This window comes from Ardenticatena maritima (assembly GCF_001306175.1).
GTDB classification, from domain to species: domain Bacteria; phylum Chloroflexota; class Anaerolineae; order Ardenticatenales; family Ardenticatenaceae; genus Ardenticatena; species Ardenticatena maritima.
This window is the reverse complement of the sequence record NZ_LGKN01000009.1, coordinates 384256-408341: the sequence shown is the minus strand read 5'-3', so window position 1 is coordinate 408341 and position 24086 is coordinate 384256. Positions and strand designations below refer to the sequence as shown.

The 24086-nt window shown below is 60.2% G+C and carries 23 protein-coding genes; 12 read left to right on the top strand and 11 right to left on the bottom strand.

What is annotated here, in order from left to right; translation table 11 throughout:
* Positions 1–20 precede the first annotated feature (20 nt).
* Genes argC through lysW form a run of 3 tightly spaced genes read right to left on the bottom strand, consistent with a single transcriptional unit; the run spans position 21 to position 2172 of the window.
* Positions 21–1052 carry an N-acetyl-gamma-glutamyl-phosphate reductase gene (gene argC, locus SE16_RS14680; RefSeq protein ID WP_054493789.1) on the bottom strand — a complete coding sequence of 344 codons (1032 nt, stop codon included), beginning with the start codon at positions 1050–1052 and terminating at the stop codon, positions 21–23.
* A complete protein-coding gene (gene lysX, locus SE16_RS14675; RefSeq protein ID WP_054493788.1) occupies positions 1049–1939 on the bottom strand; it encodes a lysine biosynthesis protein LysX in 891 nt (296 codons plus the stop codon). The genes argC and lysX overlap by 4 nt, the downstream gene beginning before the upstream one ends.
* A gap of 50 nt (positions 1940–1989) precedes the next feature.
* Entirely contained in the window at positions 1990–2172 is a 183-nt protein-coding gene (gene lysW, locus SE16_RS14670; protein WP_054493787.1) for a lysine biosynthesis protein LysW, read from the bottom strand.
* A 631-nt stretch (positions 2173–2803) separates the two neighbouring features.
* Between lysW and SE16_RS14665 the strand changes: the two genes are divergently transcribed.
* The 10 genes from SE16_RS14665 to mreB all read left to right on the top strand — a co-directional run bounded on the left by SE16_RS14665 (position 2804) and on the right by mreB (position 12462).
* Positions 2804–4180: an RsmB/NOP family class I SAM-dependent RNA methyltransferase gene (locus SE16_RS14665; RefSeq protein WP_054493786.1), complete on the top strand. Its 1377-nt coding sequence runs from the start codon at positions 2804–2806 to the stop codon at positions 4178–4180.
* 175 nt (positions 4181–4355) lie between these two features.
* On the top strand, positions 4356–5351 hold the full coding sequence (atpB, locus tag SE16_RS14660) for a F0F1 ATP synthase subunit A (protein WP_152918190.1): 996 nt from the start codon (positions 4356–4358) through the stop codon (positions 5349–5351).
* A 93-nt stretch (positions 5352–5444) separates the two neighbouring features.
* The gene (atpE, locus tag SE16_RS14655) at positions 5445–5663 is read left to right on the top strand and encodes an ATP synthase F0 subunit C (RefSeq protein ID WP_054493784.1); all 219 of its coding nucleotides are present in this window, start codon (positions 5445–5447) and stop codon (positions 5661–5663) included.
* A gap of 106 nt (positions 5664–5769) precedes the next feature.
* On the top strand, positions 5770–6264 hold the full coding sequence (gene atpF, locus SE16_RS14650; RefSeq protein WP_054493783.1) for a F0F1 ATP synthase subunit B: 495 nt from the start codon (positions 5770–5772) through the stop codon (positions 6262–6264).
* Positions 6261–6785 carry an ATP synthase F1 subunit delta gene (atpH, locus tag SE16_RS14645; RefSeq protein ID WP_054493782.1) on the top strand — a complete coding sequence of 175 codons (525 nt, stop codon included), beginning with the start codon at positions 6261–6263 and terminating at the stop codon, positions 6783–6785. Before atpF ends, atpH begins: the two co-directional genes overlap by 4 nt.
* Positions 6786–6837: 52 nt before the next feature.
* Positions 6838–8391, top strand: a complete 1554-nt coding sequence (atpA, locus tag SE16_RS14640; protein WP_054493781.1) for a F0F1 ATP synthase subunit alpha — start codon at positions 6838–6840, stop codon at positions 8389–8391.
* 131 nt (positions 8392–8522) lie between these two features.
* A complete protein-coding gene (gene atpG, locus SE16_RS14635) occupies positions 8523–9398 on the top strand; it encodes an ATP synthase F1 subunit gamma (protein WP_054493780.1) in 876 nt (291 codons plus the stop codon).
* A gap of 74 nt (positions 9399–9472) precedes the next feature.
* On the top strand, positions 9473–10876 hold the full coding sequence (gene atpD, locus SE16_RS14630) for a F0F1 ATP synthase subunit beta (protein ID WP_054493779.1): 1404 nt from the start codon (positions 9473–9475) through the stop codon (positions 10874–10876).
* Positions 10877–10890: 14 nt separating this feature from the next.
* Positions 10891–11340 (top strand): ATP synthase F1 subunit epsilon, encoded by a 450-nt coding sequence (atpC, locus tag SE16_RS14625; RefSeq protein WP_200907406.1) that lies wholly within the window; start codon positions 10891–10893, stop codon positions 11338–11340.
* A 126-nt stretch (positions 11341–11466) separates the two neighbouring features.
* A complete protein-coding gene (gene mreB / locus SE16_RS14620) occupies positions 11467–12462 on the top strand; it encodes a rod shape-determining protein (protein WP_054493778.1) in 996 nt (331 codons plus the stop codon).
* A 69-nt stretch (positions 12463–12531) separates the two neighbouring features.
* Here mreB and SE16_RS14615 read toward each other — a convergent pair whose 3' ends face one another.
* From SE16_RS14615 to SE16_RS14580, 8 genes are read right to left on the bottom strand one after another with little or no spacing between them, the layout of a single operon-like run.
* On the bottom strand, positions 12532–14460 hold the full coding sequence (locus tag SE16_RS14615) for an AAA family ATPase (protein ID WP_060687789.1): 1929 nt from the start codon (positions 14458–14460) through the stop codon (positions 12532–12534).
* Between the two features lie 43 nt (positions 14461–14503).
* Positions 14504–15646 (bottom strand): carboxylate-amine ligase, encoded by a 1143-nt coding sequence (locus SE16_RS14610; protein ID WP_054493100.1) that lies wholly within the window; start codon positions 15644–15646, stop codon positions 14504–14506.
* 27 nt (positions 15647–15673) lie between these two features.
* Positions 15674–17035 (bottom strand): circularly permuted type 2 ATP-grasp protein, encoded by a 1362-nt coding sequence (locus tag SE16_RS14605; protein ID WP_054493101.1) that lies wholly within the window; start codon positions 17033–17035, stop codon positions 15674–15676.
* 9 nt (positions 17036–17044) lie between these two features.
* The gene (locus tag SE16_RS14600; RefSeq protein WP_054493102.1) at positions 17045–17992 is read right to left on the bottom strand and encodes an ATP-grasp domain-containing protein; all 948 of its coding nucleotides are present in this window, start codon (positions 17990–17992) and stop codon (positions 17045–17047) included.
* 33 nt (positions 17993–18025) lie between these two features.
* Positions 18026–18877, bottom strand: a complete 852-nt coding sequence (locus SE16_RS14595) for an aminotransferase class IV (RefSeq protein WP_054493103.1) — start codon at positions 18875–18877, stop codon at positions 18026–18028.
* Positions 18870–19589: an esterase family protein gene (locus tag SE16_RS14590; RefSeq protein WP_054493104.1), complete on the bottom strand. Its 720-nt coding sequence runs from the start codon at positions 19587–19589 to the stop codon at positions 18870–18872. The genes SE16_RS14595 and SE16_RS14590 overlap by 8 nt, the downstream gene beginning before the upstream one ends.
* Before the next feature lie 27 nt (positions 19590–19616).
* Positions 19617–20273, bottom strand: a complete 657-nt coding sequence (locus SE16_RS14585; RefSeq protein WP_054493105.1) for a deoxynucleoside kinase — start codon at positions 20271–20273, stop codon at positions 19617–19619.
* 3 nt (positions 20274–20276) lie between these two features.
* Positions 20277–21167 carry a deoxynucleoside kinase gene (locus SE16_RS14580; RefSeq protein WP_082374250.1) on the bottom strand — a complete coding sequence of 297 codons (891 nt, stop codon included), beginning with the start codon at positions 21165–21167 and terminating at the stop codon, positions 20277–20279.
* A 182-nt stretch (positions 21168–21349) separates the two neighbouring features.
* Between SE16_RS14580 and SE16_RS14575 the strand changes: the two genes are divergently transcribed.
* A complete protein-coding gene (locus SE16_RS14575) occupies positions 21350–22720 on the top strand; it encodes an 8-oxoguanine deaminase (RefSeq protein ID WP_054493106.1) in 1371 nt (456 codons plus the stop codon).
* A 66-nt stretch (positions 22721–22786) separates the two neighbouring features.
* Positions 22787–24085 (top strand): BMP family ABC transporter substrate-binding protein, encoded by a 1299-nt coding sequence (locus SE16_RS14570; protein ID WP_082374251.1) that lies wholly within the window; start codon positions 22787–22789, stop codon positions 24083–24085.
* The last annotated feature ends 1 nt before the right edge of the window (position 24086 follow it).

Genomic DNA, 24086 nt, shown 5'->3' with positions numbered 1-24086 from the left:
TCGTTCCCTCTCGTTTTCGTTTACGGGTGTAAGCCCACAAAATCCAGCCCGGCGCACTCGTCCCAGCCGCACGCCACGTTGAGCGATTGCACGGCGCTCCCCGCGGCGCCCTTCATCAGATTGTCAATCGCGCTGATCACGACGAGGCGGCGTCCGTGGTCGTCCAGTTCCCAACCGATGTCGCAATAGTTGGTGCCGGCGACGATTTTGGGTTCGGGGTAGCGGTACAAACCAGTGCGGCTCTTCACCAGGCGGATGAAGGGCTCGTTGGCGTAGGCGGCGCGGTAGAGCCGCCAGAGGTCGCGGTCGGTCAGGTCGGCATTCAAAAAGACGTGGCAGGTGGCGAGCACCCCGCGCACCATTTCAACGGCGGTTGCCGAGAAGAAGAGCGCTTCGGCGGGAATGTTCAGCGCCTGCACAATTTCCGCCTGATGGCGATGCCCAACCGGGGCGAACGAACGCACAGCGCCGGCGCGTTCCGGGTGGTGGGAAGCGTCGGTGGCGCGTGCGCCTGCTTCGCTGGACCCGACTTTGACGTCCGCCACCACACGTTCAATCAACCCTGCACGCGCCAGCGGCAACAGCGCCAGATTGACCGCCGTGGCGTTGCACCCCACGCCGCTGATGTAGCGAGCGCCGTGCAAGGCGTCGCGCGTGAGTTCGGGCAAGCCGTACACGAACCGCGCCCGCCACTCGTCGGCGCGGGTTTCGGCGTCGTACCAGCGGGCGTGCCAGTCGGGGTCGCGCAGGCGGAAGTCGGCGGAGCAATCCACCACGATGGACGCGAGGCGTGCGAATTCGTCCATGCGGCGCGCGGCTTGCCCGTGCGGCAGGCAGAGAAAGAGCACGTCGGTTTCGGGCAGGTCTGCGATAGATGAAAATTGGAGCGCGGTACGACCGCGCAGGTTGGGGTGCACGCTGTGCACGTAGCGCCCCGCAAAGCGTTCAGACGTTGCGGCGACAACCTGCACGTGAGGATGATGCAGCAAGAGGCGCAGGAGTTCGCCGCCCACGTAGCCGGAAGCGCCAACAATCGCCGCTCGCATGGTCATGCGCTCACCCCCAGCGGTTCGGTTTGCCTGCGCGCCACCTGCACCACGTAGTCAATCATGCGGGCTGGAATGTTCACCCCTGTGGGTGCGATGGAGTTGCGGAATTCCATGGTGTAGTTCACTTCGTTCACCAACAACCCGCGCGCACTCTCGAACACGTCAATAGCGACCACGCCGCCTCCCACGGCGCGGGCGGCGCGCACACACAACTCGTGCAGTTCGGGCGTCACGGGGAAGTTGCCGGCGGAACCGCCGCGGGCGGTGTTGGTAATCCAGTGGTCGGAACGGCGTTCGATGGCGCAAATCGTTTCATCGCCCACGACGAACGCGCGGATGTCGCGACCGGGCTTTTCGACGTATTCTTGAATGTAGAAGATGGAATGTTGCACGCCGCCCAGGGTGCTCTTGTGTTCCAGAATCGCCTCGGCGGTGTAGCGGTCGTTCACACGCGCCATCAAGCGCCCCCATGAACCGGTGGCGGGCTTGAGCACTACGGGGTAGCCCATTTCTTCAATCGCTCGGAGCGCCGATTCGGGCGTGAAGGCGACGCGCCAGCGGGGCTGTGGCACGCCGGCGCGGTCAAGCGCCAGTGAGGTGCGAATCTTGTCGCCGCAGATTTCGGCGACGGCGTGCGTGTTCACCGTGGGCACGCCAATGGCTTCAAAGAACGCCAGCGCCGTCAGGGCGCGGGAGTGGCTGACGCACCGTTCCAGGATGACGTCGAAGCGGCGCCACTCATCGGCGCGCGCGGTGTCGAGGATGAGTTCGTTGTCATAAATCAGTTCGTATGTCAGGCCGCGGCGCTCAATTTCTTGCACAAGCAACTTTTCTTCCACACGCATGCGCCCAACCAGAATGCCGATGTGGGGATGTGCAAAATGGTTCATGCTGTTCCTCCTCATGGTGTCATGGCGGGGGCTGGAACGCCCCCGGTGATTTATTCGCCCCAGTCCTCTTCCACTTCCGGCGCGAGGTCGAGCGTGGGGGGCTCCAGTCCGACCACTTCCAATTCCACACCGCATTCAGGGCATACGACGATTTCGTGCAGGAACACTTCTTCCGCCAGCGGGACAACAGCGGCGCATTCAGGGCATTCGGCTGTGCGAACAGTTGTGGTCATGGTGTTTCCTCCTCTTTTTGAGATGTGTTGGTTGACTGTGTGAAACAACAAAAGCGCCAGACCCCCGCGGAGGTCTGGCGCTTTGTGCGCATGGTGGTGTGGCTTACGATATGCCCGGCGTGCAGCCCCAACCAGACCCCCGCAAAGGAGAGGGTTTCGCTTTCTTGCATTTCTTTTTGCGGATGTTGTGCGTCGGTTGGGTTAGCAGCATGTCAGGCATGGGTCTGGTCCGGGTTTGGTTGTGTGTTGAGACAAACAAAAACGGCGGCCACCTGTTCGGTCTGGCCGCCGCGTTGCGTTGCTTGCTTCGTGGGCGTTTCGGATGTCGTGCGTCGCTTACGTTTGCACGCAGAAGCAGCCAGACCGGAGGGTGCCCGGTTTTTTGGCTTTCTTCTGCTGTTTGGCGACGCACACGAAACGCATACGGGTTTTTCCTCTTGATTTGTGATGAAAGGTACAACCTCATTTCCGCGCCCCAGTATAGGCAAAGCGATGGGCGACTGTCAAGCCCCTGCGGGGCAAAACTACCCGTATGGGTGGGAGGGGATGCCCCACCTGGTGCCGTCGGTTTGGAGCGAGAGGGCGCATGCTGTATCGTATGCGGCTGTTCAAAGGGGCAGGGAGTGAAGGTATGGCTGAGCCAATCTTGCCGACTGAGTTTGTCGAACGCATGCGGCGTTTGTTGGGAGAGGAAGCGACGGACTTTTTCGAGGCGTTGCAGGCGCCGCCGATGGTGGGCGTGCGCCTGAACACACTCAAATGTGGGGCGGAGGTTCTGTCGGCGCTCGCCATTCAGGCGGAACCGCTGGCGTGGGCGCCGGAGGGCTACGTCGTGCGTGCCGGCGACGTGGCGCTTGGGCGGCACGCCTACCATGCCGCTGGCTGCTACTACCTGCAAGACCCCAGCGCGATGATGCCGGTGGCGCTGCTGAACCCCCAACCCGGCGAAGCGGTGCTCGATATTGCAGCGGCGCCGGGCGGCAAGGCGACGTTTATCGCGACACGCATGCAAGGGCGGGGGCTGTTGGTGGCGAATGAAGTTGTGCGTGGGCGTGTGGCGGCGTTGGTGGAAAACATGGAGCGCTTTGGCGTGGCCAACGCCTTGGTGACGAATGAAGCCCCCGCGCGGTTGGCTGAGGTGTGGGCGGAGCGTTTCGATGCCGTACTGGTTGATGCGCCTTGCTCCGGTGAGGGCATGTTCCGCAAAAATCCGGAAGCAGCGACGCATTGGAGCGCAACGCACGTGTTGGGGTGCGCCGTGCGGCAACAGCACCTGCTGGATGACGCGGCGCGGCTGGTGCGTCCGGGGGGGCGGTTAGTGTACGCCACCTGCACTTTTGCCCCCGAAGAAAACGAAGCCGTGATTGCCCGCTTTCTCCGCACACACCCCGACTTTGAATTGGTTGAACCGCCGGCGTGGCCGGGGAGCGCTCCCGGTCGCCCCGATTGGGTTGCGCCCGAAGAGGCGGCGGGGCTTCCTTTAGAGCGGTGCGTCCGTTTGTGGCCCCACCGTGCGCCGGGTGAGGGGCATTTTGCGGCATTGTTGCGTCGTCGGGGAGAAGAAGCGCCGTGGGCGTGGCGTGAACCGCGTTCGCGCTTGTCGGGACAGGTGCGCCGCCATGTAGAGGCGTTCTGGCGTGAGACCATGCGCACCGAACTGCCCGAAACAGGGTGGGCGGCATTTGGCGATGCGTGGCACCTGCTTCCGGTTGATGCGCGTGAATGGCGTGGCGTCACCGTGGTGCGTGCCGGTTTGCGTGTTGGGGTGGCGCGTCGAGGGCGTTTCGAGCCGGCGCATGCGTTGGCGTTGCACCTTGCGCCGCAGGCGGTGCGGCGGGTTGCCAACTTGAACGCCGAAGAAGCGCAGGCGTACTTGCGTGGCGAAACCATCAACCGTTCTGGCGAACCCGGTTGGACGCTCGTTGCCGTTGACGGCTATGCGTTGGGATGGGGCAAGCAGGTGGGGCGTCTGCTCAAAAACCACTACCCCAAAGGGTTGCGCTGGTAGGGTTCATCAGCGAAAAATGCGGGCGACCACGCACTTGTGCAAAATTTCATTTGTGAAAAAATGGACTTGCCAAGCAATAGGGAGCGTGTTATAATGCGCGCCGTCTGAGCAGGTCCACCCTGCTCTGTATCCCCACGACTGATTTCTGGCGATAGACGAAGGAGGACACAAAGCGGTGAAAAGGTTACTGAATCCGAAGGTGCTGGTTGCCGTAGTGCTCGTTCTGGGCGCTATGGTGATTAGCAAAATGTACTTCCCCGTTCCGCTTCCGGGTATTCAGTTGCCCGCCGAAGGGGTGCCAATCCTCGGTTTCCGCGTCCCCAACACACTCATTCACACGATTTTGGCTGACATTACGCTCATTTTGTTTGCCGTGTTGGCGACGCGCAACATGAAGGATATCCCCGACGGTCTGCAAAACTTTGCCGAATGGGTGATTGAAGGGTTTTATAGCATTACGGAAGACATTGCCGGCGACCGTGCTCGCCAGTGGTTCCCCATCATCATGACGATTTTCCTCTTGGTGATTGTGGCGAACTGGTGGGAATTGGTGCCCGGCGTGGATAGCGTGGGTGTGGTTGAAGCCCCGCATGGCAACAAAGGGTATGTTCTGGAAAAACTCGGGCCTTTCTACGTCGTGACGAACGAAGAAGTTATTGTGGAACATCACGGCGAAGAGGCGCATGGCGAAGAAGGCCATGGTGAAGAGGCAAAGGGTGAAGAGCACCATGAATTGCCGACCACCGAAGATGGTCGCCCGTATGGTGTGCTGGTGCCCTTCTTGCGCGCTTCGGCTACGGACCTGAACTTCACTCTTGCGCTGGCTGTCATCTCAATGGTGCTGGTGCAGTACTACGGTGTTCAGGCGTTGGGTATGAGCTACTTCTCGAAATTCCTGAACTTCAAAGGCGGTATCATGGGCTTCCTGGTGGGGCTTATTGAAACCGTCTCAGAGTTCGCCAAGATCATCTCCTTCGCCTTCCGTCTTTTCGGGAACATCTTTGCCGGGCAGGTGCTGCTCTTCATCATGGCGTTCCTGGTCCCGTGGCTCTTGCCGGTGCCTTTCTTCGGGTTGGAGCTCTTCGTTGGGTTCATTCAGGCGTTTGTGTTCGCCATGCTGACGCTGGTTTTCTTCGCGTCGGCGGTGGAAGCGCACGACGAACATCACTAATTCGGATACAACCGCATCTGTCGTTCTGACGGAGCGGAAAAAAGTGTCAACTGTGCAACAAAACAGACAATCACGTTTTAAGGAGGATTGACAATGGATCTGCAATTTCTTTCGGCTGGTTTGGCGATTGGCTTGGGCGCGATTGGTCCCGGCATCGGCGTCGGTCTGCTGGTGATGGGGGCGCTGCAAGCCATTGGGCGCAACCCCGAAGCTGCCAACGAAATTCGTACCAACATGATTCTGGGTATTGCCTTCGCCGAAGCCATCGCGATTTACGCGCTCGTGGTTGCTTTGGTGCTCAAGTTCGTCTAATCGCGAGGGAGCCTGAATTGCGGAACAAACAGGGCGGGTGGCGCACGAAGTGAGTTGCCCGCCCTTTCGACCGCACAGGCAAATACGTTAAGGTAAGGAGGCAAAATTGGAAGCCCTTGGTCTTAATCTGAATTTCTGGATTGCGCAGGTTGTGAACTTTGTTGTCATTCTGGTTCTGCTGCGCATGTTCCTGTATCGTCCTATCTTGAATATGCTCGATCAGCGCCGCGAAAAAATCCGCGAAAGTTTGCAAGCGGCGGAAAAGGCGCGCGCTGAAGTGGTGGCGAGCCAGAAAGCATACGAAGAAGAACTGGCGAAAGCCCGCCGTGAAGCGCAAGAAATCATCGAACGTGCGCGCGAAGCCGCTGAACGTCAGCGCGCTGAAATTCTGGCGGAAGCACGCCAGGAAGCCGAGCAGTTGAAGAAGCGCGCACAAGAAGAAATCGCTTACGAACGCCAGCAAATGCTGGCCCAACTGCGCGACGAAGTGGCGCAACTGTCGCTCAGCATCGCGCAGAAGGTCATCGGTGCTGCGTTGGATGAATCCAAGCAGCGTGAGCTCGTCGAGAAGTTTATTGCAGAGGCAGGTGATCTGAAGTGAGCGCACAAAAAACAGCCAAAATCTACGCGCAGGCCATTTTGCAAACCGCGCTCGAAGATTGGCTGACCGGTATCCAGAAGGTGCGGCGCCTGCTGGAAGAAAACCCGGAGTTGCTCACCGAACTCGAAGACGCTGGTAAGCCGCCCGCCGAACGTGAAAAGCGCCTTTCGGCGGTTCTGCCCAAGGATTTGAAGCCGGAAGTGGCGAATTTTGTGCGCCTGTTGGTGCGCAATAACGACCTGAATTTGCTTGATGCCATTGTCGCCACGCTGGATGACATCCTGGAGCAGACGGGGGCGCATGTGCGCACAGCCGAAATTACGACGGCTGTCGAACTCTCTCCCGAAGAAAAGGCGAAACTGGAAGAGAAACTCACCGCACAGTATGGTGAGGGGCTTGTCTTTGAGTACAAGGTGGATCCCGCGGTTTTGGGCGGTGTCCGCGTCCGTATCGGTGACCATCTCATCGATGCAACGGTGGCCGGGCGCCTCAACGCACTGCGTGAACGGTTAGTTGGATAAGAGCGCGTCGGCCTCAAACGAACGAGGGGCCAGACACGAGGAGGACATACGAATGACCTTGAAAGTCGAAGAAATTACGCAGTTTCTCAAGCAGCAGATTGAGTCCTTCGAGGCGCCAATCGAAGACGTCAACGTCGGTGAGGTGTTGCAGGTGGGTGACGGGATCGCCCGCGCCAGCGGTTTGTCCGCAGTGATGGCGCAGGAATTGGTGGAATTCCCGCCCACCGAAAACCACGCTGAGCCGATTTACGGTGTGGCGTTCAACCTCGAAGAGGACTCGGTCGGTATCATCATCCTTGGTGATTACCTGAAGATTGAAGAAGGCGACCAGGTTCGCACGACGGGGCGCATTATTTCTGTGCCTGTGGGGCAAGCCTTGCTTGGGCGTGTGGTGGACGCCTTGGGGCGCCCCATTGACGGGAAGGGGCCCATCAACACCGATAAGTTCCGCCCCGTGGAACGTATTGCGCCCAACGTGGTGGTGCGCCAGTCGGTGAACGCGCCGGTGCAGACCGGTATCAAGGCCATTGACTCGATGATTCCCATCGGGCGTGGTCAGCGTGAGTTGATCATTGGCGACCGCCAGACGGGGAAGACGGCGATTGCCATTGACACGATTATCAACCAGAAAGGCAAAGACCTCGTCTGTATCTACGTGGCGATTGGTCAGAAGCGGTCGGCTATCGCCCAGTTGGTGGCGACGCTTGAAAAGTACGGGGCGATGGAATACACGATCGTCGTGGTGGCGTCGGCTTCCGACCCGGCGGCGATGCAGTACATCGCACCCTACGCCGGTACCGCCATGGGCGAAGAAGTGATGGAAAACGGCGTCGAAATCAACGGCCGCCGCGTCAACGAAGCGCTCATCGTCTATGACGACTTGAGCAAGCACGCGTGGGCGTACCGCCAGGTTTCGTTGCTGATGCGCCGCCCGCCGGGCCGCGAAGCGTACCCTGGCGACGTGTTCTACCTGCACAGCCGCCTGCTGGAACGCTCGGCGAAACTCGCCAAAGAGTACGGTGGCGGCTCGCTGACCGCGTTGCCCATCATCGAAACGCTGTTGGGTGACGTGTCGGCATACGTGCCCACGAACGTGATTTCGATTACCGACGGGCAGATTTACCTGGAAAGCGACCTCTTCTACGCCGGTATTCGTCCCGCCATCAACGCCGGTATCTCCGTGAGCCGTGTGGGGTCGGCGGCGCAGACGAAGGCGATGAAGAAGGTCGCCGGGAAGTTGCGCCTGGAAATGGCGCAGTTCCGCGAGTTGGCGGCGTTCGCCCAGTTCGGTTCCGACCTGGACGAAGCCACACGCCAGCAAATTGAGCGTGGCCGCCGCTTGCAGGAAATTCTGAAACAGCCGCAATACCAGCCGGTGCCGCTCTACCGCCAGGTGGCGATCATCTATGCCGGTACGAACGGCTATGTGGACGACGTGCCGGTGGACAAAGTGGCGGAGTGGGAACAGCAGTTCTACCGCTTCCTCGACGCCAACTATCCGGACTTCCAGCGGATTATTGACGAAACCAACGACCTGACCGCGGAAGCCGAAGAAATGCTCAAACGCGCCATCGAAGAATTCAAGAAGACGGCGCCGGTTGCCTGATAACCATGCCACGGCCGGCCCCGTTTGACATGGGGTCGGCCGATACGACGTTGCAGCGTGCTGAGTGGGTGTTTGTCAAGCAGGGTTGTGTGAGAACAGGCGCTGCACAGGAATGATAAAGGAGTGCGTACGTGTCAACGTTACGTGAAATCAAGCGACGAATTCGGAGTGTCAAGAACATCGGTCAGGTGACGCGCGCGATGGAAGCCGTCTCGGCTTCCAAAATGCGCCGCGCCCAAGACCGTGTGCTGGCCTCCCGCCCCTATGCGGAAAAGTCGCGCGAAGTGTTGGGGTATCTGGCAGCCCAGCCCGCCGGTGGCGAGGCGCAACACCCCTTGATGGTGCAGCGCCCCGTCAAGAAAATCGGGTTGATTCTCATCACACCCGATCGCGGGCTTGCCGGCGCCTTGATTTCCAACATCTTGCGTGCGGCGAACCGCTTCATTCAAGAAGCCGAAGCACCCGTTGAGTTGATTACGGTGGGGCGCAAAGGTCGCGACTTTATGCGCAAGTATGGGCCGCCGATTTACGCTGATTTTCCGGCGCCGCCTGATACGCCGCCGGTCACGGCTATTACGCCAATTGCGCGTGTCGCAATCGATGCGTTTCTGGATGGGACGTTCGATCAGGTCTTCATCTGCTACGCCGACTTTGTCAACACGATGCGGCAGGTGCCTGTGGTGCGGCAGTTGTTGCCGATTGAGCCGGTTCCTGAGGCGAAACTGCCTGCTGATTTCCTGATTGAACCGTCGCCGATGGCTGTGTTGAGCGAGTTGCTGCCGTCGCAAGTCTCGTTGCTGGTCTATCAGGCGGTGTTGGAATCGCAGGCCTCGGAACACTCGGCGCGTATGGTGGCCATGCGCAACGCGACGGAAAACGCCGAAGCCCTGGTGGATGATTTGACGCTGACCTACAACAAAGCCCGCCAGGCTTCGATTACCGCTGAAATTCTCGATATTGCCGGTGGTGCTGAGGCGCTTCGCCAGGCACAGGAGGCCGAAGCCTGAAACGGCTAATCGAAGAGTGAGTCGCCGGAAACACCTGAGAGGTGCGAAACGGCAAAGGAGAAGGAGTAAAACCAATGGCCGAACAATCCGTGGGCAAGGTCGTTCAGGTCGTCGGTCCGGTGGTGGACGTGCAGTTTCCGCCGGATGGGCTGCCTGAACTCTACAACGCAATTGAAGTTGATATGGAAAATGGTGAAAAACTCGTCGTCGAGGTGCAGCAGCACCTGGGCGGCGACCGCGTGCGCTGTGTCGCCATGGGCGCGACCGACGGGTTGCGCCGTGGTGCGCGCGCTGTGAACACGGGTGCGCCCATCAAAGTGCCCGTCGGGAAAGCGACGCTGGGGCGCATTTTCAACGTCTTGGGTGAAGCGATTGACAACCTCGGTCCCGTCAACGCTGAGGAATACTGGCCCATTCACCGCCCTGCGCCTTCGTTCGAGGAACAATCGACCTCGACCGAAGTGCTCGAAACCGGTATCAAGGTGATTGACCTGATTGCGCCCTTCACCAAGGGTGGGAAGACCGGTATTTTCGGTGGCGCCGGCGTCGGGAAGACCGTGATTATCACCGAGTTGATTGACACCATCGGGAAAGTGCACTCGGGGTACTCGGTCTTCATCGGCGTGGGTGAGCGCAGCCGCGAGGGGAACGACCTCTGGCACGAGTTGAAAGACTCGGGCGTGCTCGACCAGGTGGCGCTCGTCTTCGGGCAGATGAACGAGCCGCCGGGGGTGCGCCTGCGTGTGGCGCTGACCGGCTTGACGATGGCCGAATACTTCCGCGATGAAGGCCGCGACATTCTGGTCTTCATTGACAACATCTTCCGCTTCGTGATGAGCGGTTCGGAAGTGTCGGCGTTGCTTGGGCGTATGCCCAGCGCTGTGGGGTATCAGCCCACGTTGGGCACGGAAATGGGCGAATTGCAGGAACGCATTACGTCCACCAAGAAAGGCTCGATTACCTCGTTGCAGGCTGTGTACGTGCCCGCCGACGACTACTCGGACCCCGCGCCGGTGGTGACGTTCGCCCACCTGGACGCGACTATCTCGCTGGAACGCTCGTTGGCGGCGCAAGGTCTTTACCCCGCCGTGGACCCGCTGGCGTCCACCAGCCGCATTCTCGACCCGGTGATTGTGGGCGAGGAACACTACCAGGTGGCGCGCGAAGTCCAGCGCACGTTGCAGCGCTACAAGGACTTGTCGGACGTGATCGCCATTCTGGGTGTGGAAGAATTGAGCGATGAAGACCGCCTGACGGTGGCGCGTGCGCGCAAGATTCAGCGCTTCCTCACGCAGCCCTTCAAGGTGGCGGAAACGTTCACCGGTATTCCGGGGGTGTACGTGCCGCTGCATGAAACGGTGCGTGGCTTCAAGGAAATTCTGGAAGGCAAGCACGACCACCTGCCGGAACAGGCCTTCTACATGGTCGGTACGATTGATGAGGCGGTCGAAAAGGCGCGCAAGATGGGCGCCATCTAAGCGGGGTGATACCTATGGCTGCTCAAATGAGCCTGGACATTGTAACCATCGAGCGCAAAGTCTACTCGGCGGACGACGTCGAAATGGTGTTGTTGCCGGGTGTGGAAGGCGATATGGGCGTTTTGCCGCGCCATACGCCAACCCTGACGGCTTTGCGCCCGGGGGAATTGATTATTCGGCGTGCCGGTGGCATTGAGGAACCCTTTGCGATTGGCGGCGGGTTTGCCGAGGTGTTGCCCGATAAGGTGATTGTGTTGGCTGACACCGCGGAGCACGTTGACGAAATTGATATCGAACGTGCGGAAGCCGCCCGCCGACGGGCTGAGGAATTGTTGCGCAACCCGCCCGAGGAAGGACCCAGCCTGGCGGACATCCGCCTGGCGCTGATGCGCCACCAGGTGCGCTTGAAAGTGGTGCGCCGCCGACGCCAGCAGCGTGGCGTACCCACAACCTACGAAGAGTAAAACCTATTCGCACAGATGAGGTGTACAACGGGTGTCCCACGTTGCCGGACGGTGGGCACCCGTTTCCGCTTGTAAATGGACTGCCGCGTGAAGTCCGCGTGGCGGCAGATGAAAGGTGTTGAGGCTATGTTTGCACGGCAAATAGGGATTGACCTGGGAACTGTTTCGGTGTTGGTCTATGTGAAGGGGCGCGGTGTTGTGCTCCAAGAGCCAAGTGTGGTGGCAATCCGTATCAAAGACCAGCATATTGTGGAAATTGGTGAGCGCGCCCGCCAAATGTTGGGGCGAACACCGGAGACCATCGAGGTTGTGCGTCCGCTCAAGGGCGGCGTGATCGCGGATTACACCGTCACCCGCAAGATGCTCGAATACTTCATCGGCAAGGTTTCGGGGCGTTTTGTCAAGCCGCAGGTGGTGGTGAGCATTCCCGTTGGCGTGACGAGTGTGGAGAGCCGCGCGGTGCGTGATGCGGCCTTGAAAGCGGGCGCGAGCGAAGCCCATCTGATTTACGAGCCTGTGGCGGCGGCGCTTGGCGCGGGCTTGCCCATTGATACCCCAACCGGCAACATGGTGCTTGATATTGGCGGTGGGACGAGTGAAGCCGCCGTGATTTCCGTCAAAGGGATTGTGGTGAGTAGCAGTGTGCGTGTTGGCGGTGTGAAAATTGATGAAGCGATTGTCAACTACATTCGCCGCAAATACAACCTCATCATCGGCGACCAAACGGCGGAGCAACTCAAAATTCAGATTGGGAGTGCGTTGCCGCTGGATGAGCCGTTGACGATGGAGATTCGCGGGCGCGACCAGGTTGCCGGTTTGCCCAAGACGCTGGAAATTTCATCGGATGAGATTACCGAAGCCATTTCCGAACCGCTGGAAGAGATTGTGCGTGTGGTGAAGAATGTGCTGGAAAAGACGCCGCCCGAGTTGATTAGCGATATCATTGATCGCGGTATCGTGTTGACGGGCGGCGGGGCGTTGTTGCGCAACCTCGACCGGTTGCTGACTCAGCGCACGGGTGTACCCTGCTATGTAGCTGAAAATGCGATGGCGTGTGTGGCGATTGGGGCGGGGCGTGCGCTGGAGCGTCCCGATATTTTGCAGTATCAGCCGGAATTGTAAACGCCCTTGCCGCTTGTGGCGAGAAGGCAACCTGCCAGGCACCTGGACGCCTGGCAGGTTTTTTGTTTTTCACAACCTCGGCAAGTATGCCGCCCACTGTTGCATGTGTGCCGCAAGCGCATGCGCTTCGGCACGTGCCGATGGTCGGCCATGGGCGAGAGCATGCACGGCGTGCGCCCAGCGACGGGTGTCGTCAGTGGCGGGGGGATGTTCCTGAGCGAGGAAATCCGCCAGACGTTGTGCGACGTCTGCGGCTTCCTGGGCGTGGAGCGGTTCTTCGGCGCGTTGCGTGAGCCAGACAAAGATGTCTGTGGCGTGTCCCGCCAGCACGTCTGTGATGACGTGGTACGCCATTTGGGGCAGACTTTCAAGATGGGGGATGATTTCCGCCTCGAAGGCTTCGCGGGCGAGCTGGTTGGGGTCGAGTGGGGCGATGTGCACAGCCGCGCCCACGTAGCGCAGTGCCGCCAGCAGATACGCAGTGCCAAGCGGTTCATACGCCCGCACCAGGCGCACGGCGGCATGCAGGTGTTGCAAGGCGGCGCGCAAGAGCGCGGTATGCGTGGGAAGTCCGCGCATGGTGAGGTCGGTTTGGGTGCGGCGCAGGACGATGTGTTGTTCTTCATCGCGTTGCTCGAAGGTGGGGGGCGTGAGGTGCAGGAAAGCAAAACGCCGTTTGAGTGCGTCGCTCAGCGTGAAGAGCAGATGGCGGTCGCGGGTGTTCATGGTGGCGATGATACGAAAATCGCGCGGGATGGGCACAAGTTGCGTGCGTTCTTCGCCGAGTGAGGGCACACGCAGCCGCCCGGTTTCCAGCGCGGTGAAGAGATCGCCAAAGGCTTTGTCAATGTCGGCGCGGTTCAGTTCGTCAATCACCAGCCAGACGCCGCGCCATTCGCGCCCTTCGATGACGGTGAAGCGGCGCAAGGGGCGTCCTTCGGCGTCGTACACAAGCGCGTCGTGCTCGTCGAGGAGCCAGTTTTGCCGCAGGGCTTCGTACACATAGCCAGGGCGCACTTCGGGGCGCATGCGCCCTTCTGCATCGGTGGTTGGCAGCAATCCCCCCACCACGTCGAAGGTGCTCCATTCGGCGGTGGCTGTGACGAGCATGGGGTAGTAGCCGAACAGTTCCGCCAGCAGGAGCGCCAGATGGCTTTTGCCCGTGCCGGGTGCGCCTGTCAGAATGAGATGTCGCCCGGCCAGCAGGTGCGCCACCGCGCGGCGGATAGTGTCGGGGGGCAAGACCAGCAAGGAGCGAATGTGCGCTTCATGTTCGGCCAGGGTATGCGGCGCGGGGGGCGTGAGTGGCGCGTCGGGCAGGGCGGTGGGGGTGATGGTGTATGTTGCGCCAAATTCACGAATGGCGTGCAGTGGTGCAGACGCTGGTTCTTCGGGCGGCGGGGGGGCGGTGCGCAAATGGGGCACGAGCCACGCGCAAAACGCCGCCACTTCCGCGCCGAGGGGGATGTCGGGCGCGAGGCGGGTTTCGATGGCGTCGGCGTAGGCGTCCGCCAGGGCGTGCAGATGGCGGAAGAGATGTTTTTGCTCGATGGTGGCGTAGGCGTGCAGGAAGGTGAGCAGACGCCGCACAGCGCGGGTGGGGGGCGCGAGTTTTTCGACATGCCACCAGCCCAGCAATTCGTTGAGCACGGTTGGACCGGCGTAGCGCAGGGCGCGACCAACACGGCGCACCCGTTCGTGGGCTGGACCATCGCCTTCGAGCAGGTCGAGCAAGAGGGGGATGACGACTTCGATATCGTTGGCTTCGACGATTTGGCGGTAGATGAGTTGTGCCGCGTCCAGCGCAGCGAGCAGGGTTTCCAGGTCCTGGGTGTCGAAGGCGGGGGGATGGGTGCGCAAACGCTCAAAGCCAGCCTGGATTTGCGCCACGCGCGCCCGTTCACGCGCCAGCAGGTCCGCCCGCGCTTCTTCATCTTCGCGCCAGCGGCTGATGAACGGTGCGAGTGTGTTTTGGAGAGGGTGTTTGTTTGTTGGCATGCCTCTGGTTGCGTCTGCTCTCGCTTCTTCGGTCTGGGTTGGGTTAGATGATGTTGGGTGAACCGTCGGGCAGGCGGCACCCACGCATGGTTTCTTCGATGAGCCAGTCCACCACAGCGCGCACGTCGCCTGTGCGTTCATACACGGCGATTTGCTGGTCGGCGCTCGTACCGCGTTCCAGAATGGTAAAAGCGTGTTCGACTTCTTTACGTGTGCCCAATTCGTCCAGCACGTCGTCCACGAATTCTACCAGTTCGTAGATGAGTTGTTTGGCGGGCAATTCTTCCTGCCGCCCGAAGTCAATCAATTTGCCGTTGATGCCGTAGCGCACGGCGCGCCATTTGTTTTCCTCAATCATGGCGATGGGGTATTTGCGGAAAGTGATGTTGTCGCGGCGCATTTTGTAATGTTTGAGGACGAGCGCCTGGAAAAGAGCCGCGCAACAGATGGCGTCGTCAATGTTGGTGCAGAGGTCGCAGATACGGAATTCGAGCGTGGGGTATTTGTGATGGGGGCGCAAGTCCCACCAGATTTTTGAGCCGTCGGGAATGCAGTTGGTGCGCACGAGCACATCAACATAATTTTTGAAATCGGCGTAGCTGTTGAACATGGCGGGCAAACCAGTGCGGGGGAAGCGTTTGAACACCACGCTGCGATAACTTTTCAACCCTGTGTTGCGCCCTTCCCAGAACGGAGATGACGTTGAAAGCGCCAGCACGTGGGGGAGCATGTAGCGCAACACGTTCATGGCGTCAATGGCAAATTCGGGGTCGCCCACGCCGATGTGCACGTGCATGCCGAAGATGAGCAGTTCACGCGCGAGGTCTTGCATGTCTTCGAGCACGCCGAGGTAGCGTTCGTAGGGGGTGATTTCTTGCAAGCGCCAGGATGAGAAGGGGTGCGTGCCTGCGGCGGCGATACGCAGGCCTTTGGCGCGCGCCAGGTCGTCAATCATGCAGCGGAGTTGCACCAGGTCGTTGCGGGCTTCCTGGATGGTGTTGCAGACAACAGTGCCGATTTCGACCATGCTCTGGTGCAGTTCGGGCTTGATGTCCCGTTCGAGCAGGTAGAGCCGCGAGCCTTCCAGCAATTGGGTGATGTAGCTTTTGAGCTCGCGCGTTTCGGGGTCAATAATCTGGTATTCTTCTTCAATGCCGACGGTGAGCGTGGGCGGTTTGATGGGCATACAGCCTCCTCCTCATCCGAACACTCATCAAGCGGTTTGCGGCGCAACCAGCATGGTGGGTACAACGCTGCCTGTGCCTGCTGTCACGTTGAGGAGCGATGTGGCGGAAAGGCGCGTGAGGCAGGCTTGCACATCGTAGCCGTTGTAAATGTACGGGTCAAGGTCAACCAACCGATTGGCAATGTGCAGTTGCCCTTCAATCAGCGCGGGGAACGGTTCTTGGGCGACCTTGACGCGCCGCTGCACGATAGTCGGTTCGTTCAGGGCGCGTTGCAGGGCGTTTTCCCATTCTGCTTGTGAGACATCCCAACCGATGACAACGCCACTGCCGCCGTATTCGTCGTTGGGTTTCAGCACGAATTGGTCGCGGTGGTGGGTGATGTAGTCCAGCAAATCAATGGGCTTGCCGTCCAGGTAGGTGGTGCGCTCGCGGACAATGCGCGTCCAGGGCACGTGGGCGCGAATGGCGGCGTGTTGTTCGGGCGTGTAGAGGTGGGCGAAGCGCTCATCGGTGAGGATGGCGAAGATGGCTTTTTTGTGCAGAAGTTTGCAGCGGAACGGGTTGACGATGAGCACATTGCGGTCGCGCACGGCGCGCACAAGCGGCGTCTCCAGCCCTAGGCGGTTCAGCAGTTCGCTGGTGAGCACGCGCTTGTACACGATGTGCACGGGACGCCCTTCGGCGCGGAGCGTTGTGCCGTCGTACTCGAAGTGGCGCGGGTCAACCCAGACTGTGGGGTAGCCGTGGCGTTCAAAATACTCGCGTAAAATTTCGTGTTCGGGGCGCGTCGCGACGCCTTCCCAGTCCACCACGGCAATGGTGGGGGACTCGGTGAAGCCCGCTTGCTCGTAGAGCGTGAGCAATGTATCGAGCAGGGGGCGGCGATAGGGCAGAATTTCGACCGTGTACGTTTCCATGAAGCGCTGCATGATGGGCAGTTCCAGAAACAGGCGGCTCAGTTCGGCTTCGTAGCCTGAACCGGCGGGCGTTTCGGCGTTGTATTCCACGAAATGGAACGTGCCGTCGTGGCTCAGGAACGTATCCATGCGCGATGTGGGCACCGGGGTGGCGTAGCCAAAATCGTAGTGGATGACTTCTTCTTCCAGCGGTGAGAGGAAGAGTTCGGCGCGCAAGGTGGGGTTGCTCATGAGCGCCTCGAATGCATTGCGCAAAGCGTCGGCGACCAGCCCGATGCGTCGGCGGATGTAGGTGTATTGCTCATGTGTGAGGAAGTGCGGGCGCAAGACGTTGCAGAGCGGGCGGTCGCCAAAGAGCAGGCGGCGCTTGGGCTGTTCCGCCTGCAAGATAGCGGCGCTTTCTTCCACCAGGCGCGGCTCGCGCTCGCAGATGTCGTGATAGGCTTGGATGATGGTCTCAATCGGATGCATGGTTCCGCCTCACTTGCCTTGACGTTCAACACGGCGCACTTCGTTGTACCAGTAAAATTCGCGCCGATGGTCACGGCGGCTGAGCGCTTTTTCGATCGCCAGGTCGGCCATTTTGGTGACCACAATGTCGAAGTATTTGGGCGTGAGCGAGAAAATGTCCATGTCGGGTGCGGGGTTCATGAAGTCAATGGCGTAGGGCACGCCGTCGCGGATGGCAAATTCGACGGTGTTCATGTCGTAGCCGAGCGCCCGCACCAGTTTCAAGGCGTCTTCGATGCAACGTTGGCGAACGGCGGGCGAGGGGTATTCGTCGTCCACGTAGTACATGCGTTCGCGCGGGTCGTAGCGCATGGGCAAGACGAATTCGCGCCCGATGCACATACAGCGCACATAGGCGTCCCACTCGATAAATTCCTGCACAATCATGGTGAGCAATCCGCTCTGGTCGTAGCGGGCGATGAGTTCTTCCAGAGAGTGCACCACATACACTTCTTTCCAGCCGCCGCCGTGGGCGTCCTTCAACACGCAGGGCAAACCGACGTACTCGATGACGCCTTCCCAGTCAATGGGGTATTTCAGGTTGCGCAGCGTCTTGCTGGTGACGCCGGGAATGTACTCCTTGTTGGGGAGCAACACGGTTTTGGGGCTGGCAACGCCCAATTTGGTCGCCAGCGCGGCGTCGAAAAATTTATCGTCAGCCGACCAGTTGAAGGGGTTGTTGATGACGGCGCACCCGTTGAGCGCGGCGTACTTCATGTAGGTGCGGTACATGGGCACTTCATGGGAGATGCGGTCAATCAGCACGTCGTAGGGAACGGGCTCATCCATTTTGACGGCGTCCAGTTTGGCCATTTCGGCGACAACGCCGACGTTGCGGCTGTTGACTTCGTGAATGAACGCGGGGGGCCAGGACCATTCAGCGCCGACCAGCAAGCCGATGCGTTTGGGTTCGGGCATAGGCGACCTCTCTTTTCGGTATGGGTTTGGTTTTCAACGTGGGTTCGGTGCAATTGGCTCGCACCACCGCGCGATGTAGGCGTTGTAAGCCGTGTGCAGGCGGTGGGTGAGACGTCCCGGTACGCCGCCGCCGATGATGGTGTCGTCAATGCGCACCACCGGCACAACGCCGCGCGAACTGCTGGTGATGAAGGCTTCATCCAGGCGCTCGAATGGCGGGCAGACCGGCGCAAAGTGAACGGGCACACCTTCTTCTTGCGCCAGCGCTAGCACACGCGAACGGGTGATGCCTTTCAGCACCGTCTCATCGGGTGCGGTGATGAGCAGCCCATCGGCGACGGCGAAAAAATTGCTCGAACTCCCTTCTAAAATACAACCTTCTGCGTCTGTAAGCAACACTTCGAACACGCCAGGGGGCATTGTGCGGCGCAACAGTTCTTGCTGCGCGAGGAAATCGGTGGTTTTGGTGTTGGGGGCGTGGCGTACCAGGTGGTGTGTGATGGTGGCGACGCCTTGCTCGTACACCTCGCGGGGCAGAGGGTGCAGTGGTTCCAGCACGATGTAGAGGTCGCCGGGGCAGCGGGTGGTGTCGAGCACAAGGCGCACACGGGCTTCGGGCGCCTGGAAAGCGGCGAGCGCCTGCACCAGGGCGGTGCGGAGCGCCGTTTCATCCCACGCGCCGCGCCACCCCAGCGCGCGGGCGGATGTCGCAAGACGTTGCAGATGGTCGCGCAGGCCGATGACGCAGGCGCGGTTGTGGTAGGTGCGGAAAGTGGTGTACGCGCCATGCGGAAGTTGGCGCGTGGCGTCGTTGAGCGTGGCGGCGGGAGACGCCAGCCGTACAGGGGCAAGCGTGTTGTTGTGCCAGCGCCAAACGTCAATCATGGCCGCCGATATAACGCACAATCATTTGTTGCCACCAGGGCCAATCGTGCGCCCAGCCTTCCCAGACGCGGAACGCGTGCCAGATATCTTTTTGCCAGAGCAGATGCGAAAAATAGCGGTTGTGCTCGATGTTGGGGTCGTGTTCACCCACGGCAAGGATGATGTCCAGATGCTTCAACGCCGCCAGGCGGTGCGGTTCATGTTCGTTGGGGATGTAATCCACAGGGTTGTTGAAATAGACGTTGTCGTCGTAGTAGCCGTCCAGCCAGTTGCGAATGTCATAGATGCCGCTCATGCCAATCACGCGGTCAAAGCGTTCGGGGTGGCGAAAGGCGATGTTGACGGCGTGATACGCGCCAAAACTGGCGCCCGTTGTGATGAGGAAAGGATGCTGGTTCTTGCTCAGGCTGAAAGGCAGCACCTCGTTCATGATGTACTGCTCGTATTGGATATGCCGCCGTACACGGTCGGCGGGGTGGCAGCCTTTGCAGTACCAGGATTCTGTGTCCACGCTATCCACGCAGTAGAGTTGAAACCAGCCCTGGCTAATGTGGTGGTGCAGGGCGGCAATCATGCCGCGGTCTTCCCATTCAAAAAAACGCCCCATGGATGTGGGAAAGACCAGCACGCGCGCGCCGGCATGACCGAAAACCAGCAATTCCATCTCGCGGTTGAGGTGGGGGCTGTACCATTTGTGATATTCGCGGTTCACGGGTGCTGCTCCTTCTTCTGGTGGCTGCTAGACCTGGTTGGGGGTTTTCACGCCCAACGCCTCTTCAATGGCTGTGGCAATGGTTTCAATATGCTTGGGTTCCGCGACAAAGTCAATGGCGTCGGCGTCAATGGTGAGCACCGGGCAGTGGGTGAAGGTGGCAATCCACTCTTCGTAAAGCAAGTTGAGCCGTTCCAGATAGTCGCGGCTGATGGCGCGCTCAAATTCACGCCCGCGGCGCTTGATGCGTTCCAGCAACGTATCCACCGAAGCGCGCAAATAGACAATCAACGTCGGCGGCGGCATAAACGCCACCACCGCCTGATACAGTTCGTGGTACGCCTGATAGTCGCGGGCGCTCATCGCGCCTTGTTCGTAGAGATTGCGGGCAAAAATCTCGGCGTCCTCGTACACGCACCGGTCTTGAATCGCCGAGGTGGGGTGGTCGAGAATTTGGCGGTGGTGTTGCAGGCGGCGGCTCAAAAAGAAAATCTGGCTATGGAACGCCCAGCGGGGCATGTCGGCGTAAAAGTCCGCCAGATACGGGTTGTCGGCGACGGCTTCAAAGAAGGGTTCCATGTGCAGGCGTTCCGCCAGGCGCGCGGTGAGCGTGCTTTTGCCCACGCCGATGTTGCCCGCCACCGCCAGAAAATACTTGCGTGTTGGTGCGTTGGTTGGTTGCATGGTTCACACGTCCTTTCGTGAGATGTCCAGCCCCAAATCGCGGGCGAGTTCGTGCAGGTGTTCGGCGCTGCGCGCCAGGGCGTGCCGTAGCGCTTCGCGGTCGGCGTAGCCATGTTTGTGGGCTTGCAACAGCGTCGCCAGCGTGCCCATGGCGGCTTGCAGCGCCACATAGCGGTCGAAGGGGTCGCGCGTGGGTTCGTCCGCTTCCCATGCCGCCTCGGCGGCGGGTTCCAGCCTGGTGTGCGACGCCACTTGCCCCATGGCGGGCAACGCGGGTTGAAAAGCGTGCAGTTCCAGCATGGTGCGCACGCGCTGCAAAATGGTGTGCAGGTCGCGCGGGTTGGCGACCACGTTCAAGTCGTCGGTTTCGATGACGAGCAACGGGGTGGCGTCATAGGTCTGGAAGAATTCATCATACACGCGGTGGAGCGCCGCGATGTACGAACGCGGCATGTTGCGCTCGTAGGGGCGGTCGCGGGCGGCAATGCGCGCCATAAGCGTATCCACCGACGCCCGCAGATAGACCACCAGGTCGGGGCGCGGAATGCGTTCGCTCAGCGCCTCGTAGAGCGTTTCATACGTGTGCAGTTCATCGCCTTGCAGGTTCAGGCGGGCAAAAAGGCGGTCTTTGTCGAACAGGTAATCGCTGACGATGCGCGCGCGCCCCACCTGTTCGCGCAGTGTTTGCTGTTGACGGTAGCGGCTCAGCAGGAAGAAAATCTGCGTCTGGAACGCGTAGCGCTCAGGGTCGGCATAGAAAGGTGCGAGGAAGGGGTTTTCCTCGAAAACTTCCAGCACCAAATCGGCGTTGAGATGTGGTTGCAAGAGGCGCGCCAGCGTGGTTTTGCCCACGCCGATGACGCCTTCGATGGCAATGTACAACGGTTGGCTCACGGCTTCCCCTCGTGACGATTGAGTGTTGGTGTGCGAGCGGGTAGCATATCGCGAGGGGGACAAATTGACAAGCGCGGTTGCCTGATTGGCAGACGTGCAGGATGTGGCGATGTCTCGCCAATTTGGGCGGCTGATGCTATACTGGACGTGACGAGCCAAGCAGACATGCCACGGGGTGCCCAATGCCGACCTGGTTATTCGCCCATGCCGATGTTGTTGTGACGATGGACGACGAAGAGCGCGAGTGGCACGATGGCGCCATTTTCGTGCGCGATCAAGTGATTGAAGCGGTTGGCACGACCGACGAGTTGCTGAAGCGCTATGATGGGCAGATTGACACCCTCTACGATGCGCGCGGCATGGTGCTCATGCCGGGGATGGTCAACACACACCATCACTTGTACCAGACCCTCACGCGCGCTGTGCCCGCCGCCCAAAACGCCAACCTCTTCAACTGGTTGAAGACCCTCTATCCCATCTGGGCGAACCTCACGGGCGAAGCCATTTACGTGAGCGCCCTGGTTGGCTTGGCGGAACTCTTGCTCAGCGGCTGTACCACCGTCGCTGACCACCTCTACATTTACCCCAACGATTGCACCATTGATGACGAAATCCGCGCCGCGCAAGAATTGGGCGTGCGCTTTCATCCCACGCGGGGCAGCATGAGCCTGGGCGAAAGTCAGGGCGGATTGCCCCCCGACCGCGTCACGGAAGACGAAGACGCCATCATTCGCGATACCATTCGTGCGATTGAGATGTACCACGACCCCGCGCCCTACTCGATGTGTCGCGTGGGGGTGGCGCCCTGTTCGCCGTTCAGCGTGACACCCGATTTGATGCGCGAAAGCATTGCCCTGGCGCGCAGTTATGGCGTGCTGGCGCACACACACCTTGCCGAAACGCTGGATGAAGAGCGTTTTTGCATTGAACAGTTTGGCAAGCGTCCGGCGGAATACGCCGAAGAATTGGGCTGGGTGGGGGATGATGTCTGGTGGGCGCATGCCGTGCATGTGGACGGCGCCGAAATTGACATGATGGCGAAGACGCGCACCGGTGCGGCGCATTGCCCCACCAGCAACATGCGCCTGGCAAGCGGGATTGCGCCCATCCGCACCATGCTTGATGCGGGCGTGCCCGTGGGGCTGGGTGTGGATGGCTCGGCGTCCAACGATAGCAGCCATATGCTCGCCGAAGCGCGGCAAGCAATGTTGTTGCAGCGTGTGCTGGGCGAACCCGATGCGCTGACCGCGCGCGAAGCGCTCGCGTTGGCGACGCGTGGCGGCGCCGAAGTCTTGCGGCGCGATGACATTGGCGTGCTCGCGCCTGGCAAGGCGGCGGACATTGTGGGCATTCGCCTGCACAGGATCGACTATGCCGGCGCAGCACCCCACGACCCCGTGGCGGCGTTGGTCTTCTGCTACCCGCGCAAGGTGGACATGGCGATGGTCAACGGGCGTTTGCTCGTTGACCACGGCGAGTTGCTGGGCTGGGACCTGGGAGCGCTTGTTCATCGGCATAACCAGATAGCGCGTGCGCTGGTTGCCGATGTGTGAGGCCATCGCAGACAACGATACCAGAGTGTTTGTTCTGTTCAACAGAAGTGTGCAAGGAGGAGAACCATGCGACGCAAATCCGTACTGATTCCATTATTCCTGCTGTTGGCGCTGTTGGCGCTGGCGGCGTGTGGCGGTGGCGGTACCGAAGAAGCCGCCGAAACAGGTGGGGAAACCACCACCGAAGAACAAGCCCAACAACCCTCTGGTGAGGAAACGGGCGGCATTCAAATCCCCGAACCGGTGGAAGGCAAATTCAACGTGGCGTTCGTCTATGTGGGTCCCATCGGTGATGGTGGGTGGACGTATGCCCACAACGAAGGGCGGCTCTACATTGAAGAAGCGTTGGGCGATGCGGTACACACGGCGTATCTGGAAAGCGTGCCCGAAGGGGCGGACGCGGAGCGTGTCATTCGCCAGTTGGCGCGCAAAGGCTTCAACGCCATCTTCACCACCTCGTTTGGCTATATGGACGCCACCGAAGCCGTTGCCGAAGAGTTTCCTGATGTCTATTTCGTGCACGTTTCGGGCTTCAAGAAGAACGACACGAACTTTGCCAACCTTTTTGGCGCGATGGAAGACATGAAGTATCTGGCGGGCATGATTGCCGGTGCGCGCGCCAAAGCCGACGGCTCGAACCGTGTGGGCTATGTTGCGCCGTTCCCCATCGCCGAGGTGATTCGCCTGGGCAACGCCATTGCGTTGGGCATGCGCGAAACATGCCCCGAATGTGTGCTCGATGTGCGCTGGATTTTCACCTGGTTCGACCCCGACAAAGAGCGTGAAGCCGCCGAATCAATGCTCGATGCGGGCGCGTCGGTGATTATCACCGGCGCGGATACGCCCGGCCCTGTGCAGGCGGCGGGCGCGCGTGGGTTGTGGGGCATTGCCTACGACAGCCGCAACGCGTGCGATGCCGCACCCGAACACTGCCTCACCGTCCCCTATTGGAACTGGGGTCCCGTCTATGCCGATTTCGTCAAGCAGATGATGGAGGGCACTTGGAAGCCCGACGACTACTACTTTGACGCGGACAGCGGCATTGTGGGGCTCTATGGCTTCATGGAAGGGCAAACGCCGCAGCCGGGCGTGCCCGAAGACGTGATTCCGCTGGTGCGTGAAACGCTGGATAAGATGCTGAAGGGCGAAATGACCCGCTTCGACATTTTCACGGGTCCCATCTACGACAACAAGGGCAACCTCGTCGTGCCTGAAGGGGTGACCTTGACGCAAGAAGACCTTGAAGGGCTGGACGCCGCCACAATCGAAGCCAACGGCTTGGACCGCGAGCCGTGCACCATCTGCATGAACTGGCTCGCCGAAGGCTTTGTGCCCGATGCGGAAATTCCGGGCGGCGGCGAATAAA